The sequence below is a fragment of the Saccharothrix mutabilis subsp. mutabilis genome (assembly GCF_039521145.1).
In the GTDB taxonomy this organism is placed as follows: Bacteria; Actinomycetota; Actinomycetes; order Mycobacteriales; family Pseudonocardiaceae; genus Actinosynnema; species Actinosynnema mutabilis.
Genome location: NZ_BAAABU010000003.1, coordinates 25,043 through 45,718 on the forward strand (window position 1 = coordinate 25,043; position 20,676 = coordinate 45,718).

Genomic DNA, 20,676 nt, shown 5'->3' on the forward strand with positions numbered 1-20,676 from the left:
GGCGTAAGAATCGGGCTATGATCCGGAGGACCCTGTTGCACGACGGTTGGCGGCTCCGCGCGGTGGGCGGCCCGATCCCCGAGCACATCGCGAACGTCGAGGTCCCGGCCCGGATACCCGGCAGCGCGCACCTCGACCTCCTCGCCGCGGGCCTGATCGGTGACCCGTACCTGGACCGCAACGAAGCCGACCTGGCCTGGGCGCACCGCGCCGACTGGCGCTTCACCCTCGACTTCACCGCCGAGGCCGCCCGGCCGGGCGAGCGCGTGGACCTCGCCTTCGACGGCCTGGACACCGTGGCCACCGTCGAGCTGAACGGCGCGGTCCTGGGCAGCACGGCCAACATGCACCGGTCCTACCGGTTCGACGTCCGCGACCACCTGCGCGACGGCGGGAACCAGCTCGTCGTGACCCTGCGGTCGGCGCTGGCCTACGCCGAAGAGCAGGAAGAGGCGCTGGGCTGGCGCGACCGCGCCTACGCGCACCCGTTCAACGCGATCCGCAAGATGGCCTGCTCGTTCGGCTGGGACTGGGGTCCCGACCTGCAAACCGCCGGCATCTGGCGGCCGGTCCGGCTGGAGCGCTGGGACACCGCGCGCCTCGCCGAGGTCCGCCCGCTGGTCACCGTGGACGACGACGGCGCCGGCCGCGTCGAGGTGCACGTCACCGTCGACCGCGCGTCCGACGGCCCGTTGACCGTCGAGGCCACTGTGGACGGTCGTTCGGAGACCGCGACCGTCGACGGCGACAAGGCCGTGCTCACCGTCCTGGTGCCCAACGCCGACCTGTGGTGGCCCGTCGGCCACGGCGACCACCCCCTCTACGACCTCGACCTCACCCTCCACGCCGGGGGACCGGCCGACCGGTGGCACCGCCGCATCGGCTTCCGCACGATCACCGTGGACACCACCCCGGACGACATCGGCACCCCGTTCACCTTCGTGGTCAACGGCAAGCCGATCTTCGCCAAGGGCGCGAACTGGATCCCCGACGACCACTTCGTCACCCGGATCACCCGCGACCGCCTCGCCCGCCGCGTCGACCAGGCCGTGGCGGCGAACATGAACATGCTGCGGATCTGGGGCGGCGGGCTCTACGAGTCCGAGGACTTCTACGACGTGTGCGACGAGCGCGGCGTCCTGGTCTGGCAGGACTTCCCGTTCGCCTGCGCCGCCTACGCCGAGGAGTCCCCGCTGTGGGAGGAGGTCGAGGCCGAGGCCCGCGAGCACGTCGCCCGGCTGACCCCGCACGCCTCGCTGGCCCTGTGGAACGGCAACAACGAGAACCTGTGGGGCTTCGCCGACTGGGGCTGGCCCGAACAGCTCCAGGGCCGCACGTGGGGCCTGAAGTACTACCGGGAACTGCTGCCCGCGATCGTCGCCGAACTCGACCCGACCCGGCCGTACGCCCCGGGCAGCCCCTACAGCCCCGGCGACCTGCACCCCAACCTCGACACCCACGGCACGCGCCACGAGTGGGAGGTCTGGAACCGGGTCGACTACACCCGCTACCGCGACTTCGCGCCCCGGTTCTGCTCCGAGTTCGGCTTCCAGGGCCCGCCGACGTGGGCGACGCTCACGGCGTGGATCCACGACGAGCCGCTGTCGCCGACGAGCCCGGCGTTCCTGCTGCACCAGAAGGCCGAGGACGGCAACGGCAAGCTGGAACGCGGCCTGGCGCCGCACCTGCCGGTGCCCGAGGCGTTCGAGGACTGGCACTGGGCGACCCAGCTCAACCAGGCCCGCGCGGTGGCGTTCGGCGTCGAGCACTTCCGGTCGCACTGGCCGCGCACGGCCGGCGCGCTGGTGTGGCAGCTCAACGACTGCTGGCCGGTCACGTCCTGGGCGGCGGTGGACGGCGAGGAGCGGCCCAAACCGCTGTACTACGCGCTGCGGCACGCCTTCGCGCCGCGCCTGCTGACCGTGCAGCCGCGGGACGGGCGGGACGCGCTGGTCGCCGTCAACGACACCGACGAGGTCTGGACCGGCGAGGTCGTCGCGGCGCGGCGGACGTTCGCCGGTGAGGAGCGCGCGGCGGCTAAGCTCGTGCTGGACGTGCCCGCCCGGTCGGTGGCCGTCCTGGACCTGGCGCCGGAGCTGCTGACCCCGGCCGACGCGGAGCGGGAGGTGCTGGTGGCGACCACGGCCGACGCGCGTGCCGTGCACCTGTTCCGCGAGGACGTCGAACTCGCCTACGACCCGTCGCCGCTGACCGCGACCGCCGTGCCGGTGCCCGGCGGGTACCGGGTGGACGTGGCGGCCACGTCGTTCGCGCGCGACGTCGCGCTGCTGGCCGACCGCGTCGCGCCGGACGCCGAGGTGGACGACGCCCTGGTGACGCTGGTCGCCGGCGAGGAGCACTCGTTCCTCGTGCGCACCGCCGAGCGCCTGGACCCGGCCGCCCTGACCGGCCCGCTGGTGCTGAGGTCGGCGAACAGCCTGTGCGCGGTGCGGGCATGAGCACCGGGTCCGTCGGCCTGGTCCTGGCCCGCCCCGCGCGGCTGCTGGGCGCCGAGCCGTTCTTCATGGAGTTCATCGCGGGCATCGAGGAGCGGCTGGCCGAGCGCGACCAGTCGGTGCTGCTGCACATCGTCGGCGCGGAGGACGCGGAGATCGCCGCCTACCGGCGCTGGGCCGCGGGCGGCGTGGTGGACGCGGTGGTCGTGGTCAACCGGACCGCGGCCGACCACCGCCCGGCCGTGCTGCGCGAACTGGGCCTGCCCGCCGTGTACGTGGGGGAGCCGGACGAGCTGGCCGTGCCCGCCGTGCGCACCGACGACGCCGGGCCGGTCCGCGAGGCCCTGGCCCACCTGCTGGAGTTGGGCCACCGCCGGATCGCCCGGGTGAGCGGCCCGGAGAACCTCCTGCACACCCGGGCGCGCACCGCCGCGCTGCTCGCCGGGTGCGCGGAGGCGGGCGTCGAACCGGTGGTCGTCGAGGGCGACTACTCCGAGGAGTCCGGCGCGAAGCTCACCGCCGAACTGCTGGACGCCGTCGAGCCGCCCACCGCGATCCTGTACGACAACGACGTCATGGCGGTCGCCGGCCTGGGCGCGGCCAAGGCCAGGGGCGTCGCCGTGCCCGAGCGGCTGAGCCTGGTCGCCTGGGACGACTCCACGCTGTGCCGGCTGGCCTCGCCCGCGCTCACCACCATGAGCGTGGACGTGCACCAGTTCGGCGTGTCGGTCGCCGAGTCCGTGCTGGAACTGATCGACGGCTCGCCGGTCACCGAGCGCTGGTCGCCGACCGCGACCCTGGTGCCGCGCGAGAGCACCGCCCCACCTCCCGCCTGAGGAGAACCATGAGCCACACCGCCGCGCCGACGCGGTACGACGCCATGCCCTACCGCCGGTCCGGCCGCAGCGGCCTCAAGCTGCCGGCGGTGTCGCTGGGCCTGTGGCACAACTTCGGCCACGACAAGGCGTTGGACACCCAGCGGGCGATCCTGCGCCGCGCGTTCGACCTCGGGGTGACCCACTTCGACCTGGCCAACAACTACGGCCCGCCGCCGGGGTCGGCGGAGGAGAACTTCGGGCGGCTGTTCGCCGAGGACCTCGCGCCCCACCGGGACGAGATCCTGATCTCCACCAAGGCCGGGTACCACATGTGGGAGGGCCCCTACGGCGAGTGGGGCTCGCGCAAGCACCTGGTGTCCTCTTTGGACCGGTCGCTGCGCCGCCTGGGTCTGGACCACGTGGACATCTTCTACCACCACCGCCCCGACCCGGACACGCCGCTGGAAGAGACGATGGCCGCGCTGGACCACGTCGTGCGGCAGGGCAAGGCGCTCTACGTGGGCGTCTCGAACTACTCGGCCGACCAGACCCGCGCCGCCGCCGCGATCCTGCGCGACCTGGGCACCCCGCTGCTGATCCACCAGCCGTCGTACTCGATGGTCAACCGGTGGATCGAGGACGGCCTGCTGGCCGCGCTGGACGAGGTGGGGGCGGGCAGCATCGCGTTCTCGCCGCTGGCGCAGGGCGTGCTGACCGACCGCTACCTGGGCGGCATCCCCGAGGGCTCGCGCGCGGCCGGTCCCAGCCCGTTCCTGGGCAGCGCCAACCTGGACGAGGCGACCCTGGGCAAGGTCAAGGCGCTCAACGACATCGCGGCCCGACGCGGCCAGACGCTGGCGCAGATGGCGATCGCGTGGGTGTTGCGCAGCGTGACCTCCGCGCTGGTCGGCGCGTCGAGCGTGCGCCAGCTGGAGGACAACGTCGCCGCGACCGCGAACCTCGACTTCAGCACCGCGGAGCTGTCCGACATCGAACGGGTGCTCCGTGGCTGAACCGCTTGCGCCACACCGTTTTCTGTCCTGTTTGTCATCTTGCCCCGACTTCACTTAACCGGTTAACTCGACTCATGGCCTCAGCACACGACCCGCTCGCGCTCGCCATCGACGTGGGCGGCACGAAGCTCGCCGCGGCGCTGGTAGCCCCGGACGGCACGATCACCGCCCGCCGCACCACCCCGACGCCCGCCGGCGCCGGCGAGGTCGTGTGGCAGGCGTTGGCCGACATCGTCCGCGACCTGCTCGCCGGGGACCCGGTGCTGGTGGGCGCGGGCATCGCGTCCGCCGCGCCGATGGACCTGCGCACCGGCACGGTCAGCCCGGTCAACATCGGCGGCTGGCGCGGGTTCCCGATCGTGGAGCGGGTGGGTGGGCTGGTCCCCGGCCTCCCGGTGCGGCTGGGCGGCGACGCGCAGTGCATGGCGCTGGCCGAGTACCACCACGGCACCGGCCGGGGTAGCCGGTGCCTGCTCGGCATGGTCGTGTCCACCGGGATCGGCGGCGGTTTCGTGTTCGACGGCAAGGCCCACTTCGGCACGTCCGGCAACGCGGGCCACGTCGGCCACTTCGTCGTGGACCCGGCCGGTCCGGAATGCCGTTGCGGCGCAAGGGGTTGCGCGGAGGCCATCGCCAGCGGCCCGTCGATGGTCCGGTGGGCGGTGGACCAGGGGTGGCGTCCGGGCGGGCGGGCGGACGGCGTGGCCCTGGCGGCGGCGGCGCGGGCGGGTGACGAGGTGGCGCGGGCGGCGTTCGACCGGTCCGGCGCGGCGGTCGCCCACGTGATCACGGTGGCCGCCGCGTTGTGCGAGATCGACCGGGTGGTGATCGGCGGCGGCGTGGCCCAGGCCTGGGACCTGCTGGAGCCGGCCGTGACCGGTCCGCTGGCGGCGTGGCCCGGGTTGGAGTTCATGCGGGCGGTGGAGGTCCGGCCGGCCACCCTGGGCGTGGACGCCGGTCTGATCGGCGCGGCGGCTTTGGTGGGTGACCGCACCCCGGTGGTGCTCTGACATGCGCGCCCTGGACACGACCATCCGCAACTACCACTGGGGTTCGCGCACGGCGCTGGCTGCATTGCGGGGCGCGCCGCCGAGTTCGTCGCCGGAGGCCGAGCTGTGGGTGGGTGCCCACCCGTCCGCGCCTTCACTCCTGAGGGGCGCCGGGACCCCGTTGGACCGGTATGTCGCCGCCAACCCGGTGGGGACGTTGGGGCGGGAGGCTTTGGCCGCCTTCGGTCCTCGGTTGCCGTTCTTGCTCAAGGTGTTGGCGGTGGAGACGCCGTTGTCGCTCCAGGTGCACCCCGACCGTGAGCAGGCCAGGTCGGGGCACGCGGCGGGCGTCTTCGGGGACGACCGGCCCAAGCCGGAGATCTTGGTGGCGTTGACCGAGTTCGAGACCCTGGCCGGCTTTCGCGACCCGGCGGAGACCGTGGTCCTGCTGGACTCTTTGGGGGCGGCTTTCGGGCCTTTGCGGGACTTGGTGGCTGCGGGGGACTTGCGTGGCGCGTTGCGTTGGGCGCTGCACGAGCCGGTCGACCTGGTGGACCCGCCTGCTTGGTTGGGTTCGGTGGCCGCGACTTACCCGGGTGATCCCGGTGTGGTCGCCGCGCTCCTGTTGAACCACGTCGCGCTTCGGCCGGGTCAGGGTGTGTACGTGGCGGCGGGTGTGCCGCATGCCCACTTGCGTGGGACGGGTGTGGAGTTGATGGCGGACTCCGACAACGTCGTGCGGGCCGGGTTGACGTCCAAGCCGGTGGACGTGCGGATGGTGCTCGACCTGGTCGAGTCGACGCCCGGTCTTGTCCTGGACGGCGAAGAGGACGGTCCTTTGAGGACTTATCCGACGCCGGAACCCGAGTTCAGGCTGCACGCGGTGTCGCCTGGTGCAGTTCTGCACGATCGGGGTCCGCAACTCTTGTTGTGCGTCAGGGGTTCTGTGGAGTTGGCGCGCGGCGGTGACCGGTTGGTGCTGTCGGCCGGGGAGGCGGCTTTCCTGCCGCACGGGCACAAGACGAGCGTGGCCGGGGACGGGCGGGCTTACTGGGCGACGACGGGCGCGGCGGCCGGGTAGCCGACGGCGGGCGCGGCGGCCGGGTAGCCGACGGCGGGCGCGGCGGCCGGGTGGCCGACGGCGGGTGCGGCGGCTGGTCGGCCGCCGCACCCGGTCACCCCCTACTGGAAGATGACGTCACTGCACAGGTAGTAGGCCTGGTCCATGTGGCTGGCCTGCCAGATCGTGAACACCACGTGCCGTCCGGTCCGGCTGCCCGCGTTGACCTGGGCCTGGTAGAGGCCCGTGGTGGGGTAGCGGCCGGTCGAGGTGACCAGTTCCAGGTTGCTCCAGCTCAGCGGCTGGGTGGTCGGGTCGAACCCCTGGCGCGTGATGTAGACGCGCAGGTAGTCCGCGCCGTGCCGGGCCTGGTCGGTGATGGTGAGCGTGAACTGGCGCGGCTTGGTCGCGGCCTGCCAGGCGCCGACGGCGTCCAGCGCCCGGTACCGGCCGGCCTCGGTGAGGCCGCCGCTGCACAGCTGGCCGTTGGGCAGCGCGCCCTGGTGGTTGCCGCCGACGCCGTTGCGGTACAGGCCGTTCCAGTTCCACATGGCGTTCGGGTCGGTCTTCCAGGCCTGGGCGCACATCGGGTCGGTCTGACCCATGTTCGGGTTCAGGTGGTCGCTGCCCCAGCGCTGCCAGCAGCCGTAGTTGCGCGAGGGCGGGTCGGTGACGGACCCGTGCGCGCCGGCCACGCCGGGCGTGATCAACGCGACCAGCCCGGCGGCGAACACCGCCAGCACCGCCGAGACGACGCCGAGGCCCCGGAAACCGCGTCTGAAGGTCATGTGTGTCCTCCACGATGAGGATGTTCGATGACTGGGAGCGCTCCCAGTTCCTCAAGGTAGCGGACTGGTCACCTGCTGTGAACCCTCGTTGCCTGTCGAGACGCTTCTGCTCTTCGCTTTCTTGGTCGCGCTTCGCGCTCTCGGGCCTGACGCGCTGGCGCGCTCCCAAGTCTGACGCGCTGCGCGCTCTCAAGATCAAAAGCGCCTCGCCGGCGGGCAGGCCCCCGGGGGTGGGAAGGGCGTCGGTTCGTTCCCCGCACGGCCTGCCAGAGGCAACCACCCTTTGGTCTTTTGTGCAACCGGTGAAGCGTGGTTGCACAAAAGACCAAAGCGCGGTTGGGCTTCGCCCAGGCCGTACGGGGAACGAACCGAGGCCCTTCCTGTGGCTGATAGCCAAAACGGTGGCGCCTTCGGCGCCAGGAGTCGGGTCGGTCCGCTCGTCACCGGTGGTGCGCCCGGCCTCCGCGCGCAGCGCGGGCTCTTCTTCGGGCTATTTAGCCAAGGAAGGGCCTCGGTCTTTCCCCCGTACGGCCTGGGCGCAGCCCAACCGCGCTTTGGTCTTCTGTGCAACCACGCTTCACCGGTTGCACAGAAGACCAAAGGGTGGTTGCCTCTGGCAGGCCGTGCGGGGGGAAGACCGACGCTCTTCCTCCCCGGGGGCCTGCCCGCCGGCGAGGCGCTTTTAATCTTGAGAGCGCGCCAGCGCGACAAATCCCGAGAGCGCGAAGCGCGTCCAAAAAAGCGAAGCGCTAAGAATAAAAACCAGAAACGGGAGAAGAAGCCTCATCGTAAAGGTGAGGACCATCAGAAGGAACGACGGGGAACCCACCGGAAGGCCTTAAGCCGTTGAGCTGTTCGGTGGAAAGGGCGAACACCACCTGGCCGATCCCCGACCGCGCCAACGCCCCGGCGCACATCCCGCAAGGCTCGCAACTGGTGTACATGGTCGTCCCGGCGGCCGTCTCCGGGTCCAACTCCCGTGCCGCCCATCGGGCCAGCTTCAGCTCCGGGTGGGCGGTGATGTCGGCGTCGGTCGTGGTGGTGTTGCGTTCCTCCGCGAGCACCGTCCCGTCCGGTCCGACCAGCAGGGAACCGAACGGCGGGTTGCCGCTCTCCCGCGCCTCCGCCGCCAGCGCGATCGCCCGCCGCAGGTGCTCTTCCTTCACCGGAACTCCTTCCTCACCGTGGCCAGCGCCTGCCAGGCCACCTCCGGGTGCAGCGTCTCGGCCGGGTCGCCGACGAACGGGTCCAGGACCACGGCCTCGGCGCCGTCCGACCGCAGTGTCTCCAAGTCCGCCACCACCTGCTCGACCGTGCCCTCGCCCATGCGCCGGTCCTCGACACCGTCGGTCAGCCGCAACAGGATCCTTGGCGCCAGCGCGGGCATCGGCCGGCCCTCGGCCTCGGCGACGGCGGCCAACCGGCGCACGCCGTCCCGCCACCCCGCCGGCGTCAGCCGCAACGGGTGCCACGCGTCGCCCAACCGCACGGTCCGCCGCAGCGCGCCGTCGCTGTGCCCGCCGACCCACACGGGAACGTCCACGCCGCGCAACGCCCGCACCACCTCGTCCGTCAACCGCCCGCGCGCCTCGAACGGCACGCCGAGCGCCGCGAACTCCTGGCGCGCCCACCCGACGCCGACGCCGACCACCAGGCGGTCACCGCTCAGCGCCTTCAGGTTCGCCGCCATGCGGGCCACCAGCAGCGGGTGCCGGTACGGCGCGATCAGCACGGTCGTGCCCAGCGTGATCCGCTCCGTCACGCCGGCCAGCCACGACAACGTCGTGAACGGCTCGTAGAACGGCTCCGGGTACTGCTCCGCCACGTCGGGGGTGACCACCACGTGGTCGGACACCATGAGCAGGTCGAACCCCAACCCCTCCACCGTCCGCGCCCAGTCGCGCAGCACCGGGGGAGTGGTCCCGGGTCCGAAGTTCGGGACGTTCACACCGATTCGCACAGGCCCAACCCTAGGGCCGGAAGATCGCGACCTGAACAGAGAACCCACGGCAGATCGCGGCCCGAGCCGCAAGATCCACGGTAGATTCCGCTGATGACCGAGACCCTCGACCCGACCGACTGGGCGATCCTCGCGGAGTTGCAGACCGACGGCCGGATCGCCCTCACCGAGCTGGGCCGCCGGGTCAACCTCAGCCCCTCCGCCACCACCGAGCGGGTCAAGCGCCTGGAGGCGGCCGGGGTCGTCACCGGGTACCGGGCCACCGTGGACCTGGACAAGGTCGGCTACCCGGTGCTGGCCGTGGTGCGCCTGAAGTACCCCGGCAACCGGCACGAACCCCTGCACCGGCTGCTCGCCGAACGCACCGAGGTCCTGGAGTGCCTGCGCACCACCGGGGAGGACTGCTACACGCTCAAGGTCGCCGCCACCTCCATGCCCCACCTGGAGCGGGTGGTCAACGAGCTGACCGCGTTCGGCAGCACCACGACCAACATCGTCTACCGGCAGACCCTGCCCTACCGCGGGGTCGCCGAACCGGAGTGACCCGCCGCCGGGCTCACTTCCACCGCACGGCCTTCGAGCACTTCGTCACGTCCTGGTCCGCCATGTTCCACGCGCCGTGGACCACCCGGCCGTCCGGCGTGGCGAAGCACTTCTTCCCCAGGTCCACGCTGGACGCCAGCAGCTTGCCGGCCTTGTCGTACGCGCGGACCTCGAAGCCGTCCTCCGCCGGGATCGACCAGTCGGCGGGGAAGATGTTGCGGGCGACGAAGGTGCCGTTGGCGATGGTCGCATCGACCGTCTGGCCGTCGTAGGTGAACGTGACCCGGCCGACCTCGGGCGTGACGCGGCCGGCTGCCGAGGCGGTGCCGTGCAGGCCCCGGTAGATCTCCTTGTTGCCCAGGACGTCGCCGCCCGCGCTGCCGCCGTTGGCGTCGATGGCGACGGGGTCGGTCATCCACGCCAGGTCCCGGACGGTGCTGAAGCCCGCGTTGTAAGGCATGGACGGCCCGTCGATGGTGCAGATCAGCGCGGCGCTCTCGGTGTAGACCAGGGCCCACTTGCCGGCCTCGTCCTCGCCGTACTGGTAGAGCGTGCCCTTGCCCGAGCCGGTGGAGATCTTGACGCAGCCTTCCTCGATCTCGGCGATCCGCTGGGAGGTCAGCCCGGCGATCACGGGCGTGGTCGGCGTGGGGCTCGTCGTCGTGACCGGCGCCGTCGCGGCGGACTGGGCCGGGTCCACGGCGTCGTTGCGCTGCCAGGGCTGGAGGAACGCCACGACGGCGACCACCGCGCCCACCGCGGTGACGGCCGTGACCAGGGGCGCGAAGCGGAACGGCCGGCGCGCGGTCACAGCGCGCTCGACCCGGGCGCGGATCTCGGCCTGGCGACCGGGGGGCAGGTCGCGGGCCGGGGGGAGCGTGGTGTTCATCGGTCCTCCACGGTGAGTGCGGCGAGCGGGACGACCTCGGGGTGCCGGGCGAGCAGCCGGCCCAGCCGGGCCTTGGCCTTGCTGACCCGGGACCGGACGCTGACCTCGGCGACGCCCAGCACGGCGGCGGCGTCGGCGTAGGACACGCCCGACCACACGCACAGGGCCAGCGCCTCGCGCTCGCCGCGGGGCAGCCGGTCCACCGCCGCCAGCAGTTCCCGCATCCGGCGCTGGTCGTCCACCCGTTCGGCGACCAGGTCGGCGTGGTCGGGCACCGGTTGCTCCACCGGCACGCGGTGGAACAGCCGCAGCCGGCGCGCGGTCGAGCGGCGGTCGCTGCGCACCACGTTGGTGGCCACGGCCAGCAGCCAGGGCAGGGCCGAGTCGCGCTCCAGCCGCAGCCGGTCCCGCTTGCGCCAGGCCAGCAGGAACGTGGCCTGGAGGTGGTCCTCGGCGGCGGCCCAGGACGCGGTGAGCCGGAAGCAGTGGTTGTAGACCGCCTTGGCGTGCCGGTCGAACAGCACCCCGAAGGCGTGCCCGCTGCCCGCCGCGGCCTGCGCCCACAGCGCGCGGTCGTCGGGGTCTTCGGTCGTCATGCCTGTTCGTGTCCACCCGGTGCGGAAGTGTTGCCGCCAGTCTTGTCGGTGGTCGCCGGCAGGATGCGGCGGGTGCAGAACACGAACGACAAGCCGTTGCCCGAGGACGTCCGCGCCGAGGCGGTGGAGTTCGCCCTGGAACTGGTCCACGGCGGGTTCCGCTCGCGCGAGGAGGTCGTGGGCGACGTGCTGGACCACGTCGAGGAGGCGCTGCCGGAGTCGGAGGTGACGGCGCTGGTGGACCGGCTGTGGGCGGCGCGGGTGGCCGAGCAGGCGGAGTGGCCGGCGACCACCGACGTGGACCGGCTGCTGGCGGCCTTCGAGGAGTTGGACGTGCGGGGCGTCGTGGCGCGGGCGGACTTCGCGTGCTGCCGGTCGTGCGGGATCGCCGAGATCGGGGACGAGGCCGGGCCGGGCGCGCGCGGGTTCGTCTTCTTCCACCAGCAGGACACCGTCCGGGCGGTCGCCGGCGGCGGGCTGTTCCTGGCCTACGGGTCGCTGCCGGGCTCGCCGGACGACACGGCCGCCGTGGGCCGGGAGGTGGCCGGGGCGCTGCGGGCCGCGGGCCTGCCGGTGGAGTGGGACGGCTCGCCCGACACGCGCATCCTCGTCGAACCGCTGGACTGGCGGTTGCGCCTGCCCGTCGGCTGACCGCCGCAGACATCCACGCCGCCCGCCCGCTCGCGCCGCCCACCCCGCGTCGGCTGACCGGCCCAGTCCCGGTACCCGGCCCGGAGTACCGGAACCCTGACCTGCGCGGAAACGCTCCCACGGAAGTCTTGACCGAGACAGTTGCGCCGATGAGGATCGGGCGCGACAAAGCCGTCGAGGAACGGACGAACCGATGTCCCGCACACGTCGCAGACACCTGAGCGCCCTGCTCGCCGTGGTCCTGGCCTCCGCAACGGTGGTCACCGGGAGCGCGACCGCGGCGCCGCAGCAGCCCGTGGTCGGCGAGCCCCGCACCGAGCACGGCTGCGCCCGCGTCGAGAAGACCCTGCCCACGCTGTCCGACTGGCCGAAGGTGACCAGCCGCGTCAAGTCCTCGCCGGGCGACGAGCGCCGCATCCGGCAGCTCGTCGAGGGCATGACGCTGGCCGAGAAGGTCGGCCAGATGACCCAGCCGGAGATCGGCGCGATCACCCCGGACGAGGTGCGCGAGCACCACATCGGGTCGGTCCTCAACGGCGGCGGCTCGTGGCCCAACCGGGACAAGCACGCCACCCCGCAGGCGTGGCTGGACCTCGCCGACGCCTACTGGACGGCCTCGAAGTCCACCCGCACCGGCATCCCGGTGATCTGGGGCATCGACGCCGTGCACGGCAACAACAACGTGTACGGGGCCACGCTCTTCCCGCACAACATCGGCCTGGGCGCGGCGCACGACCCGTGCCTGATCCGCGACATCTCGAAGGCGACCGCCGACCAGGTCCGCGCCACCGGCCAGGACTGGGCGTTCGCGCCGACCCTGGCCGTGGTCCGCGACGACCGCTGGGGCCGCACCTACGAGGGCTACTCCGAGGACCCGCGGATCACCCGCGCCTACGGCTACGAGGCCGTGAAGGGTCTACAGGGCGACAGCCGCCGTCGGGTGGACGTGCTGGCCACCGCCAAGCACTTCATCGGCGACGGCGGCACGATCGGCGGCAAAGACCAGGGCGTGAACCCGTCGTCCGAGGCCGAGATGATCAACGTGCACGGCCAGGGCTACTACGGCGCGCTCGCGGCCGGCGCCCAGACCGTCATGGTGTCGTTCAACAGCTGGACCAACACCGACCTGGGCATCGACGAGGGCAAGCTGCACGGCTCCAAGCTCGCCGTCAACGACATCCTCAAGGGCAAGATCGGGTTCGACGGCCTGGTCGTCTCCGACTGGAACGGCCACGGCCAGGTCGCCGGTTGCACCAACGCCAGCTGCCCGCAGGCGGTCAACGCCGGCATCGACGTCTTCATGGTGCCCAACGACTGGAAGGCGTTCATCGCCAACACCATCGCGCAGGTCGAGTCGGGCCAGATCCCCATGTCCCGCATCGACGACGCCGTGACCCGCATCCTGCGCGTCAAGCTGCGCAGCGGCGTGCTGGACGGGGTCAAGCCGTCGGAGCGCGAGCACGCCGGCGAGCAGGAGGCGTTGGAGGCCAAGCGGCTCGCCCGCGAGGCGGTCCGCCGGTCGCAGGTGCTGCTGAAGAACAACAACCGCGTGCTGCCGCTGTCCTCGCGCGCCAAGGTCCTGGTGGTCGGCAAGAGCGCCGACAGCATGCAGAACCAGACCGGCGGCTGGACGCTGTCGTGGCAGGGCACCGGCAACACCAACGCGGACTTCCCCAACGGCACCACGGTGCTGGGCGGGCTGCGCGAGGCGCTGGGCGCGGAGAACGTGGTCTTCTCGGAGACCGGCGACGTGGACCCGGCGGGCTTCGACGCGGTGGTCGCGGTGATCGGCGAGACCCCGTACGCCGAGGGCGTGGGCGACATCGGCAAGCGCTCGCTGGAGGCGGCCAAGCTCTACCCGCAGGACCTGGCTGTGCTGGACAAGGTCAGAGGCAAGGGCACGCCGGTCGTCACCGTCTACATCTCCGGCCGTCCGCTGCACGTCAACAAGGAGCTGAACCGCTCGGACGCGTTCGTCGCGGCGTTCCTGCCCGGCACCGAGGGCGGCGGCGTGGCGGACCTGCTGGTGCGCGGGCGGCATACGTTCCCCGGCTACACCGGCACGCTGTCCTACTCCTGGCCGCGCAGCGCGTGCCAGACGCCGCTCAACCCCGGCGCGGAGGGCTACGACCCGCTGTTCAAGCCGGGGTACGGCCTGCGCTCCTGGCAGACCGGCAACGTGGGCGTGCTGGACGAGTCGTCGCCGCAGTTCGGCTGCTCGGGCGACGGTGGCGGCGGCACGGCGACCGAGGACCTGGAAGTCTTCGTGCGCCAGGACATCGCCCCGTACAAGAGCTACATCGGCTCGCCGGACAACTGGGGCGGCACCGAGATCGGCCCCGACGGCGAGGCGGCGCACGCCTCCATCAACACCGTGATGGCGGACGTCAACGTGCAGGGCGACGCCCTGAAGACGACGTGGACGGGCACCGGTCCCGGCCAGGTCTACGCGCAGAACCCGGCCGGTGGCACGGACTTGCGCGGGTACCTGAACGCGGACGCGGCCCTGGTGTTCGACGTGGTCGTGCACCAGGCCCCGACCAACCGGACCGTGGTGAGCGCGCACTGCCAGTACCCGTGCTTCGCGGAGGTCAACGCGACGGGCCTGTTCACCGCCCTGGCGGGCGGGGCGAAGGCGACGGTCAAGATCCCGGTGTCGTGCTTCGCGCAGGGCGGGTTGGACCTGGAGAACGTCAACACGCCGTTCCTGGTCTACACGGACGGGGCGTTCCAGGCGTCGTTCGCGAACGTGCGGTGGGTGCCGAAGGCGGCCCTCGACCCGGACGCGCGAACGTGCGCTGAACTGGGCTAGCGCTGGGGGAAGGGGCGGTCACCGCGGTGGCCGCCCCTTTTCGCGGTCTCGTACCGGTGCACAATCCTGCGCAAAGGTCCAGTACTTCAAACAGTAATTGACATCTGCGGTGGCATTGCCCCACTCTGGTCTGGACCACTTCCGGCCACCTCGGGAGCCGCCGTGTTCAGGACGTTCGTGGTGTCGGCGCTGGTCGCCGGCCTGCTCAGCACCCCGCCAGCCACCGCCCAGCCCGCCGCTTTCGACACCGCGCCCGCCGCGGCGGTGCTCAGCCGGCTCCTGCCGGCCCACGCGAGCCAGTTCACCCTCCAGGCCACCACGGGCCGCGACGAGTACGCGGTGTCCGGGACCTCCGGTGCGATCACCGTGCGCGGCACGTCCCCGGCCACGCTGCTCGCCGGCGTCGGCTGGTACCTGCGGACCGTTGCCGGAGTGGACATCGGGCTGGTCGGCGACAGCCTGAACCGCTTGCCCGCGACCCTCCCGGCGGTCACCGCCACCACCCGCACGGCCGTCGTCCCGCACCGCTACGCGCTCAACGACACCCAGGACGGTTACGCGGGCGCGTACCGGGACTTCGCCGCGCTCCAGCGCGAGGTGGACGTCCTGGCCCTCAACGGCTACAACGAGGTCTACGTCCAGGTCGGGGCGGAGTTCCCGTACTACCAGGCGTTCCAGCGGTTCGGGTACACCGCCGCCGAGCTGCGGGCGTGGATCCCCGCGCCCGCGCACCAGCCGTGGTGGCTGCTCCAGAACCTGAGCGGCTTCGGCGGGCCGGTGTCGGAGCAGCTGATCACGGCTCGCGCGGACCTCGGCGCACGCCTGACCGGTTACCTGCGGGGACTGGGCATGACGCCGGTGCTGCCCGGCTACTTCGGCACCGTGCCGACGGACTTCGCCGCGCGCAACCCGGGCGCGAGCGTGGTCCAGCAGGGCACGTGGGTCGGATTCCAGCGGCCGGCGTGGCTGGACCCCACGAACGCGCTGTTCGCACGCGTGGCGTCGGCGTACTACGCGGCGCAGAAGGCCCGTTTCGGCTCCAGCGCGATCTACAAGATGGACCTGCTCCACGAAGGCGGCAACGCCGGCACGGTCGACGTCCCGCGCGCCGCGCGAGCGGTCCAGGACGCTCTTCGTGCCGCGCATCCCGGTGCCATCTGGGCGATCCTCGGTTGGCAGGGCAACCCGTCGAGCACTCTCCTGTCCGGTGTGGACAAGTCCGGCATGCTCATCGTGGACGGCCTGTCCGACCGCTACGACGACCTGGACCGCGAAACGTCCTGGGGCGGCACGCCGTACGCGTTCGGCGCCATCCCGAACTTCGGCGGTCACACCACGATCGGCGCGAACACGGCGGTCTGGACCTCGCGGTTCCGCCAGTGGCTGGCCAAGCCGGCCGGCGCGTTGCGCGGCATCGCCTACCTGCCCGAGTCCGCGACCGTGGACCCGGCGGCGTTCGCCCTGTTCTCCGACCTGGCCTGGACCACGACCCTCGACCACGCGAGCTGGTTCGCCGACTACGCCACCCGCCGCTACGGCGGCCGGGACGACAACGCCACGGCCGCCTGGGACTCGTTGCGCCGCGGCCCGTACAGCACCCCGTCGGGGACGTGGAGCGAGTCGCAGGACAGCCTCTTCGCCGCGCGGCCGGCCCTGACCGTCCGCACCGCCGCGACGTGGAGCCCGGAGGCGATGCGGTACGACCCGGAGACCGTCCGGACGGCCCTGACCAGGCTGCTCGCCGTCGCCCCGGCCCTGCGCGCGAGCGACGCCTACCGGTACGACGTGGTCGACCTGGCCCGCCAGACCCTCGCCAACCGCAGCCGGGCCCTGTTGCCGCTGGTCAACGCCGCCTACACGGCGAAGGACCCGGCGCGGTTCCGGGAGTTGGCCGACCAGTGGAACCGCGAGATCGCCCTCCTGGACCGCCTGGTGGGCAGCGACCCCCGGTTCCTGCTCGGCCGGTGGACCGCGAGCGCCCGGGCCTGGGGAGCGACGCCGGCCGAGCAGGACCGGCTGGAGTACGACCAGCGCTCGATCCTGTCCACGTGGGGCCACCGCGCGGGCAGCGAGGGCGGCGGCCTGCACGACTACGCCAACCGCGAGTGGTCGGGCCTGGTCGCCGGCCTGTACGCGCAGCGCTGGTCGAAGTTCTTCGGGGTTTTGGACACGGCCCTGGCCACCGGCGCCGCTCCCGCCGCGGTGGACTGGTTCGCGCTGGAGGACGCGTGGGCCCGCCGGACCGACCCGCTCCCGACCAGCCCGTCCGGCGACCCGGTGGCGTTGGCCGGCGAGGTGGCCGCCCTGCCGCCACTGGCGAAATCCGGCCCGATCACCGGCGTGGGCGGCAAGTGCGTGGACGTGACCAACGGCGGTTCGGCGGACGGAACGCCGTTGCAGCTCTACACGTGCAACGGCACTCCGGCCCAGACCTGGACCGCGAGCGGCGGGACCCTTCAGGCGTTGGGCAAGTGCATGGACGCCCGGAACGGCGGCACCGCGCCGGGCACCGCGGTGCAGCTCCACAGCTGCAACGGCACGCCGGCGCAGTCCTGGACCCACCAGTCGGACGGTTCGCTGCGCAACGCCAAGTCCGGCCTGTGCCTGGACGCGACCGGCGGCTCGTCCGCCAACGGCACCGGCCTCATCCTGTGGACCTGCCACGGCGGCGCCAACCAGGTCTGGCGGCTGCCGGCCTAGTAGGCGGCGGTGAAGCGGGTCCGGCGGTGCCGCGGGTGGTCCACCTCGTCGAGCAGGGCCACGGCGAAGTCCTCCAGGGAGATGGTGGACTCGCCGTGGTCGTCCACCACCAGGTCGTCGCGGCCCAGCCGGTAGCGGCCGGTCCGCACGCCCGGTTCGATCACCGCGGGCGGGCTGGCGTACGTCCAGTCCACTTCGGACTCTTCCGTGAACACCCCGTGCTGCTCGGCGCACGCCCGTGCGATGGGGAGGATGTCCGCCGGGAACCCCTCCACCTCGTGCACCAGCACGCCGTCGGGCGTGCGCAGGGTCGCCGCCCCGCCCACGACGATCAGCCGTGCCGTGCTGCGCCGCACGCCCTCCAGCAGCGCCTTGGCCGTGACCACCAGGTCCGGCTCGGACCCCGGCGCCGGCCGGGTGGCGCTGAGCACCACGTCGCTTTCCCGTGCCAGCCCCGCGACCTGGTCCACGTCCGTCGCGTCGGCCACCACGAACCCCGGCCGTTCCGACCTGGTCACCGGCGTGACGTCATGCCCGCGCCGGCGCGCTTCGGTCACCACTCGACTCCCGACGGCTCCCGCCGCCCCGAACACGGTGATCCGCATCCGTCTTACCTCCCTGTTTCTGTGCGACGACCAAAGAAGCGAGCACGACGACGGCCCCCAGCACCTGGAGCACCGTCAGGTCCTGGCCCAGCGCGAGCCACCCGACCAGCGTGGCCACGACCGGGCTGAGCAGGCCCAGGAACGTGACCTCGGTGGCCTTGAGCAGCTTGATCCCGCGGAACCACAGGCTGTAGGACAGGGCCGCCCCGATCAGGCCGAGGTAGGCGTACCCGGCCCAGTTGCGGGCGGTGATCGTGTCCGGCAGGCCCTCGACCAGCAGCGTCACCGGCACCAGCAGCAGCCCGCCCCACACCAGCTGCCACCCGGTCGACGCCAGCAGCGGCGCCGGCGAGGGCCAGCGCTTGCTCAGCACGACACCCGCCGCCATCACCGCCGCGCCGCCCAGGGCCGCGGCGACACCCAGCCAGTCCAGGGCCGCGTTGGCCCGCAGCACCAGCAGGCTCACGCCCGCGACACCGGCGACCGCCGCCAGGGCCACGCGCAGGGTCATCCGCTGCCCCAGCAGCGCCGCGGCCAGCCCCGCGACGATCAGCGGCTGGACCGCGCCGACGGTCGCCGCCACCCCGCCCGGCAGCCGGTAGGCGGCCAGGAACAGCAGGGGCAGGAACGCGCCGATGTTCAGCGCGCCCAATATCAGCGACCGCCACCACCAGTCGCCTTGGGGCAATCGGCGCGTGATCAGGACGAGCAGCACGCCGGCGGGCAGGGCGCGCAGCAGGCCGGCCAGCAGCGGGCGGTCGGCCGGCAGGTACTCGGTGGTGACGTAGTAGGTCGTGCCCCAGATGGCGGGACCCAGCGCGGTGACGAGGCGGTTGCTTAGCACTAAGTCAAACTAGCTCATCGCTAAGGTACCTGGCCAGTGATGTGTCTCACCGCTAAGGTAGATGCGTGGCAGACCACGTCGACCTCGTCCTGAGCCAGTGGCACGCGCGGCGGCCCGACCTGGACGTGTCCCCGATGGCCGTGCTGGGCCGGTTGAACCGCTTCGCACGCGTGGTCGAGGCAGCCCAGCGCGAGACGTTCGCAAGGCACGGGCTGGACCGGGCGTCGTTCGACGTCCTCGCCACCCTGCGCCGCAGCGACCCGCCGCACTGCCTGACGCCGACGGAGCTGATGCGCTCGTCCATGGTCACGTCGGGCGCGATCACCCAGCGCCTGGACCGCCTGGAGGCGCGGGGCCTGGTGACGCGCAAGCCGAGCGAGGTGGACGGCCGGGGCGTGGTCGTCTCGCTCACCGAGGAGGGGCAGCGCCTGGTGGACGCGGCCCTCCCCGACCACCTGGCCACCGGCCACCGCCTGCTCGCGGCCCTCGACCCGGCCGGCCGGGACGCGCTGGCCGACGTCCTCCGGACGCTTCTGGAGTCGGCCGAGTAGAACGGGGGCGTCCTACGCCGCCGGGACGGCCGTGCGGCGCAGCCAGAGCAGGCCCAGGACCGGGAGCACCAGCGGGATGAAGAGGTAGCCGCTGCCGAAGTGGGACCACACCGTCGCCTGCGGGAACCACGCCGGCGCCAGGTAGCTGACCGCGCCGACCACGACGACGCCGACCAGCTCGACCGCGCACGACACCCACGCGACCCGCCGGGACGCCCGGCTGCCCACCGCCAGCGTCACGGTCGCCACCACGTACACCACCGCCGCGAACGCGGACAGCAGGTAGGCCACCGGAGCCTCGGCGAACCGCGTCGCGATCTGCACCCCCGACCGCGCCGACGCGGCCACCGCGAACAACCCGTACACGGCGATCAACAACCGCCCCGGCCCGGACCGCGTGTCAGGCATGGCCCGCCCAGATCTGTTGCAGCCGCACGACCATCACGGGAACGCTCAGACACCCCACGACCAGCACCGACGCGCCCCAGCGGGACCGTTCGGCGATGGCCCAGAACCCGGCCAGCGGCAGCACGACCACCGGCCCGATCAGGTAGCCGACGAAGGTGGCGGACGCGATGTCGCGGTCCAGCCCGATCAGCTTGACGACGCCGATCACGGCCTGGACGAGCAGCCCGAACTCCAGCAGCACCACCGCGCCCGCGATGCCGAGGGTCAGCTTGGTGTCCAGCGTCAGGGGCTTGTTCAGGGCCACGAGCAGCAGCGCCCAGGCGGCGCAGACCAGCGAGAGCACGATCAGCGCCACGGCCAGGAAGTCGATCATCGAACCAGGTCCTCCACGGGGAGCACTCTAAGGGCACTCCACGTAGGCGGCGGTCAGCGGCGGCACCTCGAACCGCGCGTCGACCCGGAGGCAGCGGCCCAGCGGCGGCCGATCCGCCACGTACTCCGCCACGACCTCGGCGAACGTGGGACAGGCGAGCTTGAGCCACCCCGGCGCGACCCGGACGCACAACGCGGCCAGGGCGGGCTCGCCACCCGCCACCACGACGTCGTGGATGCGCTGGGTGGTGTCCCGGTCGAACGTGTACCCGAGCCGTTCGGAGGCGGGGGTGCCGGTGGTCGCGCCGGTGGTCGGGGTGCCGGATGTCGCGCCGGTGGTCGGGGTGGCGAGTGCGGCGGCCGGCGCGGCGGCGGCGGGTGTGGCGGTGGCGAGTGCGGCGGCCGGCGCGGCGGTGGCTGTCGTGGTCGTGGCGGAGGCGGGTGGCGACACCAGGGCAAGCACCAGCAGCAGCGCGCGCATGTGGCCATGGTCCGCTCGGAGCAACCGCCCACCAACCGGTCATGTCCCGGCCACTTCACCGTGAGCCGCTCATCACTCGATCGTGGTCACTTCCGTGCGATGCTGCCGGAGTGATCATGCGCACGTGATCACGCACAGTC

20 protein-coding genes are annotated in these 20,676 nt (G+C 72.4%); 10 read left to right on the forward strand and 10 right to left on the reverse strand.

From position 1 onward, the window contains the following. Positions 1–17 precede the first annotated feature (17 nt). From ABD126_RS07845 to manA, 5 genes are all read left to right on the forward strand, one after another. Positions 18–2,459, forward strand: coding sequence for a glycoside hydrolase family 2 protein (locus ABD126_RS07845; RefSeq protein WP_343932994.1), 2,442 nt, complete (start codon positions 18–20; stop codon positions 2,457–2,459). Beyond that, positions 2,456–3,292 carry a LacI family DNA-binding transcriptional regulator gene (locus ABD126_RS07850; protein ID WP_343932995.1) on the forward strand — a complete coding sequence of 279 codons (837 nt, stop codon included), beginning with the start codon at positions 2,456–2,458 and terminating at the stop codon, positions 3,290–3,292. Before ABD126_RS07845 ends, ABD126_RS07850 begins: the two co-directional genes overlap by 4 nt. 8 nt (positions 3,293–3,300) lie before the next feature. Then, entirely contained in the window at positions 3,301–4,287 is a 987-nt protein-coding gene (gene mgrA, locus ABD126_RS07855; protein WP_343932996.1) for an L-glyceraldehyde 3-phosphate reductase, read from the forward strand. A gap of 74 nt (positions 4,288–4,361) precedes the next feature. Beyond that, complete coding sequence (locus tag ABD126_RS07860) at positions 4,362–5,297, forward strand: ROK family protein (RefSeq protein WP_343932997.1); 936 nt, start codon at positions 4,362–4,364, stop codon at positions 5,295–5,297. Position 5,298: 1 nt separating this feature from the next. Then, the gene (manA, locus tag ABD126_RS07865) at positions 5,299–6,357 is read left to right on the forward strand and encodes a mannose-6-phosphate isomerase, class I (RefSeq protein ID WP_343932998.1); all 1,059 of its coding nucleotides are present in this window, start codon (positions 5,299–5,301) and stop codon (positions 6,355–6,357) included. 101 nt (positions 6,358–6,458) lie between these two features. Here the strand turns inward: manA and ABD126_RS07870 are convergent, their stop codons facing one another. The 3 genes from ABD126_RS07870 to ABD126_RS07880 all read right to left on the reverse strand — a co-directional run bounded on the left by ABD126_RS07870 (position 6,459) and on the right by ABD126_RS07880 (position 9,084). Further along, positions 6,459–7,124: a lytic polysaccharide monooxygenase auxiliary activity family 9 protein gene (locus ABD126_RS07870; protein WP_343932999.1), complete on the reverse strand. Its 666-nt coding sequence runs from the start codon at positions 7,122–7,124 to the stop codon at positions 6,459–6,461. 749 nt (positions 7,125–7,873) lie between these two features. Further along, a complete protein-coding gene (locus tag ABD126_RS07875; protein WP_343933000.1) occupies positions 7,874–8,290 on the reverse strand; it encodes a nucleoside deaminase in 417 nt (138 codons plus the stop codon). Further along, positions 8,287–9,084: an LLM class flavin-dependent oxidoreductase gene (locus ABD126_RS07880; RefSeq protein ID WP_343933001.1), complete on the reverse strand. Its 798-nt coding sequence runs from the start codon at positions 9,082–9,084 to the stop codon at positions 8,287–8,289. Before ABD126_RS07880 ends, ABD126_RS07875 begins: the two co-directional genes overlap by 4 nt. 93 nt (positions 9,085–9,177) lie before the next feature. Between ABD126_RS07880 and ABD126_RS07885 the strand changes: the two genes are divergently transcribed. Then, positions 9,178–9,627: an Lrp/AsnC family transcriptional regulator gene (locus ABD126_RS07885; protein ID WP_343933002.1), complete on the forward strand. Its 450-nt coding sequence runs from the start codon at positions 9,178–9,180 to the stop codon at positions 9,625–9,627. Positions 9,628–9,640: 13 nt separating this feature from the next. Here the strand turns inward: ABD126_RS07885 and ABD126_RS07890 are convergent, their stop codons facing one another. Together ABD126_RS07890 and ABD126_RS07895 are read right to left on the reverse strand one after the other, a co-directional pair. After that, entirely contained in the window at positions 9,641–10,516 is an 876-nt protein-coding gene (locus ABD126_RS07890; protein WP_343933003.1) for a hypothetical protein, read from the reverse strand. Beyond that, complete coding sequence (locus ABD126_RS07895; protein WP_343933004.1) at positions 10,513–11,112, reverse strand: RNA polymerase sigma factor; 600 nt, start codon at positions 11,110–11,112, stop codon at positions 10,513–10,515. Before ABD126_RS07895 ends, ABD126_RS07890 begins: the two co-directional genes overlap by 4 nt. 72 nt (positions 11,113–11,184) lie before the next feature. On the opposite strand from ABD126_RS07895, the gene ABD126_RS07900 reads away from it, so the two are divergent. The 3 genes from ABD126_RS07900 to ABD126_RS07910 all read left to right on the forward strand — a co-directional run bounded on the left by ABD126_RS07900 (position 11,185) and on the right by ABD126_RS07910 (position 17,275). Continuing rightward, entirely contained in the window at positions 11,185–11,763 is a 579-nt protein-coding gene (locus tag ABD126_RS07900; RefSeq protein WP_343933005.1) for a DUF6891 domain-containing protein, read from the forward strand. A 193-nt stretch (positions 11,764–11,956) separates the two neighbouring features. Then, positions 11,957–14,575: a glycoside hydrolase family 3 N-terminal domain-containing protein gene (locus tag ABD126_RS07905; RefSeq protein ID WP_343933006.1), complete on the forward strand. Its 2,619-nt coding sequence runs from the start codon at positions 11,957–11,959 to the stop codon at positions 14,573–14,575. A 162-nt stretch (positions 14,576–14,737) separates the two neighbouring features. Further along, positions 14,738–17,275, forward strand: coding sequence for an alpha-N-acetylglucosaminidase (locus ABD126_RS07910; protein ID WP_343933007.1), 2,538 nt, complete (start codon positions 14,738–14,740; stop codon positions 17,273–17,275). Here ABD126_RS07910 and ABD126_RS07915 read toward each other — a convergent pair. Both ABD126_RS07915 and ABD126_RS07920 read right to left on the reverse strand, forming a co-directional pair. Then, complete coding sequence (locus ABD126_RS07915) at positions 17,272–17,832, reverse strand: NAD(P)-dependent oxidoreductase (RefSeq protein ID WP_343933008.1); 561 nt, start codon at positions 17,830–17,832, stop codon at positions 17,272–17,274. The genes ABD126_RS07910 and ABD126_RS07915 overlap by 4 nt on opposite strands. After that, a complete protein-coding gene (locus tag ABD126_RS07920; RefSeq protein ID WP_343933009.1) occupies positions 17,804–18,724 on the reverse strand; it encodes an EamA family transporter in 921 nt (306 codons plus the stop codon). The genes ABD126_RS07915 and ABD126_RS07920 overlap by 29 nt, the downstream gene beginning before the upstream one ends. Before the next feature lie 65 nt (positions 18,725–18,789). Here ABD126_RS07920 and ABD126_RS07925 point away from each other — a divergent pair, with 65 nt between their 5' ends. Beyond that, positions 18,790–19,275, forward strand: coding sequence for a MarR family winged helix-turn-helix transcriptional regulator (locus ABD126_RS07925; protein WP_343933010.1), 486 nt, complete (start codon positions 18,790–18,792; stop codon positions 19,273–19,275). A gap of 12 nt (positions 19,276–19,287) precedes the next feature. On the opposite strand, the gene ABD126_RS07930 is transcribed toward ABD126_RS07925, so the two are convergent. Genes ABD126_RS07930 through ABD126_RS07940 form a run of 3 tightly spaced genes read right to left on the reverse strand, consistent with a single transcriptional unit; the run spans position 19,288 to position 20,536 of the window. Beyond that, positions 19,288–19,683: a hypothetical protein gene (locus ABD126_RS07930; protein WP_343933011.1), complete on the reverse strand. Its 396-nt coding sequence runs from the start codon at positions 19,681–19,683 to the stop codon at positions 19,288–19,290. Next, entirely contained in the window at positions 19,676–20,056 is a 381-nt protein-coding gene (locus tag ABD126_RS07935; RefSeq protein ID WP_343933012.1) for a hypothetical protein, read from the reverse strand. Before ABD126_RS07935 ends, ABD126_RS07930 begins: the two co-directional genes overlap by 8 nt. A gap of 27 nt (positions 20,057–20,083) precedes the next feature. Further along, positions 20,084–20,536: a hypothetical protein gene (locus ABD126_RS07940; RefSeq protein WP_343933013.1), complete on the reverse strand. Its 453-nt coding sequence runs from the start codon at positions 20,534–20,536 to the stop codon at positions 20,084–20,086. Positions 20,537–20,676: the final 140 nt, after the last annotated feature.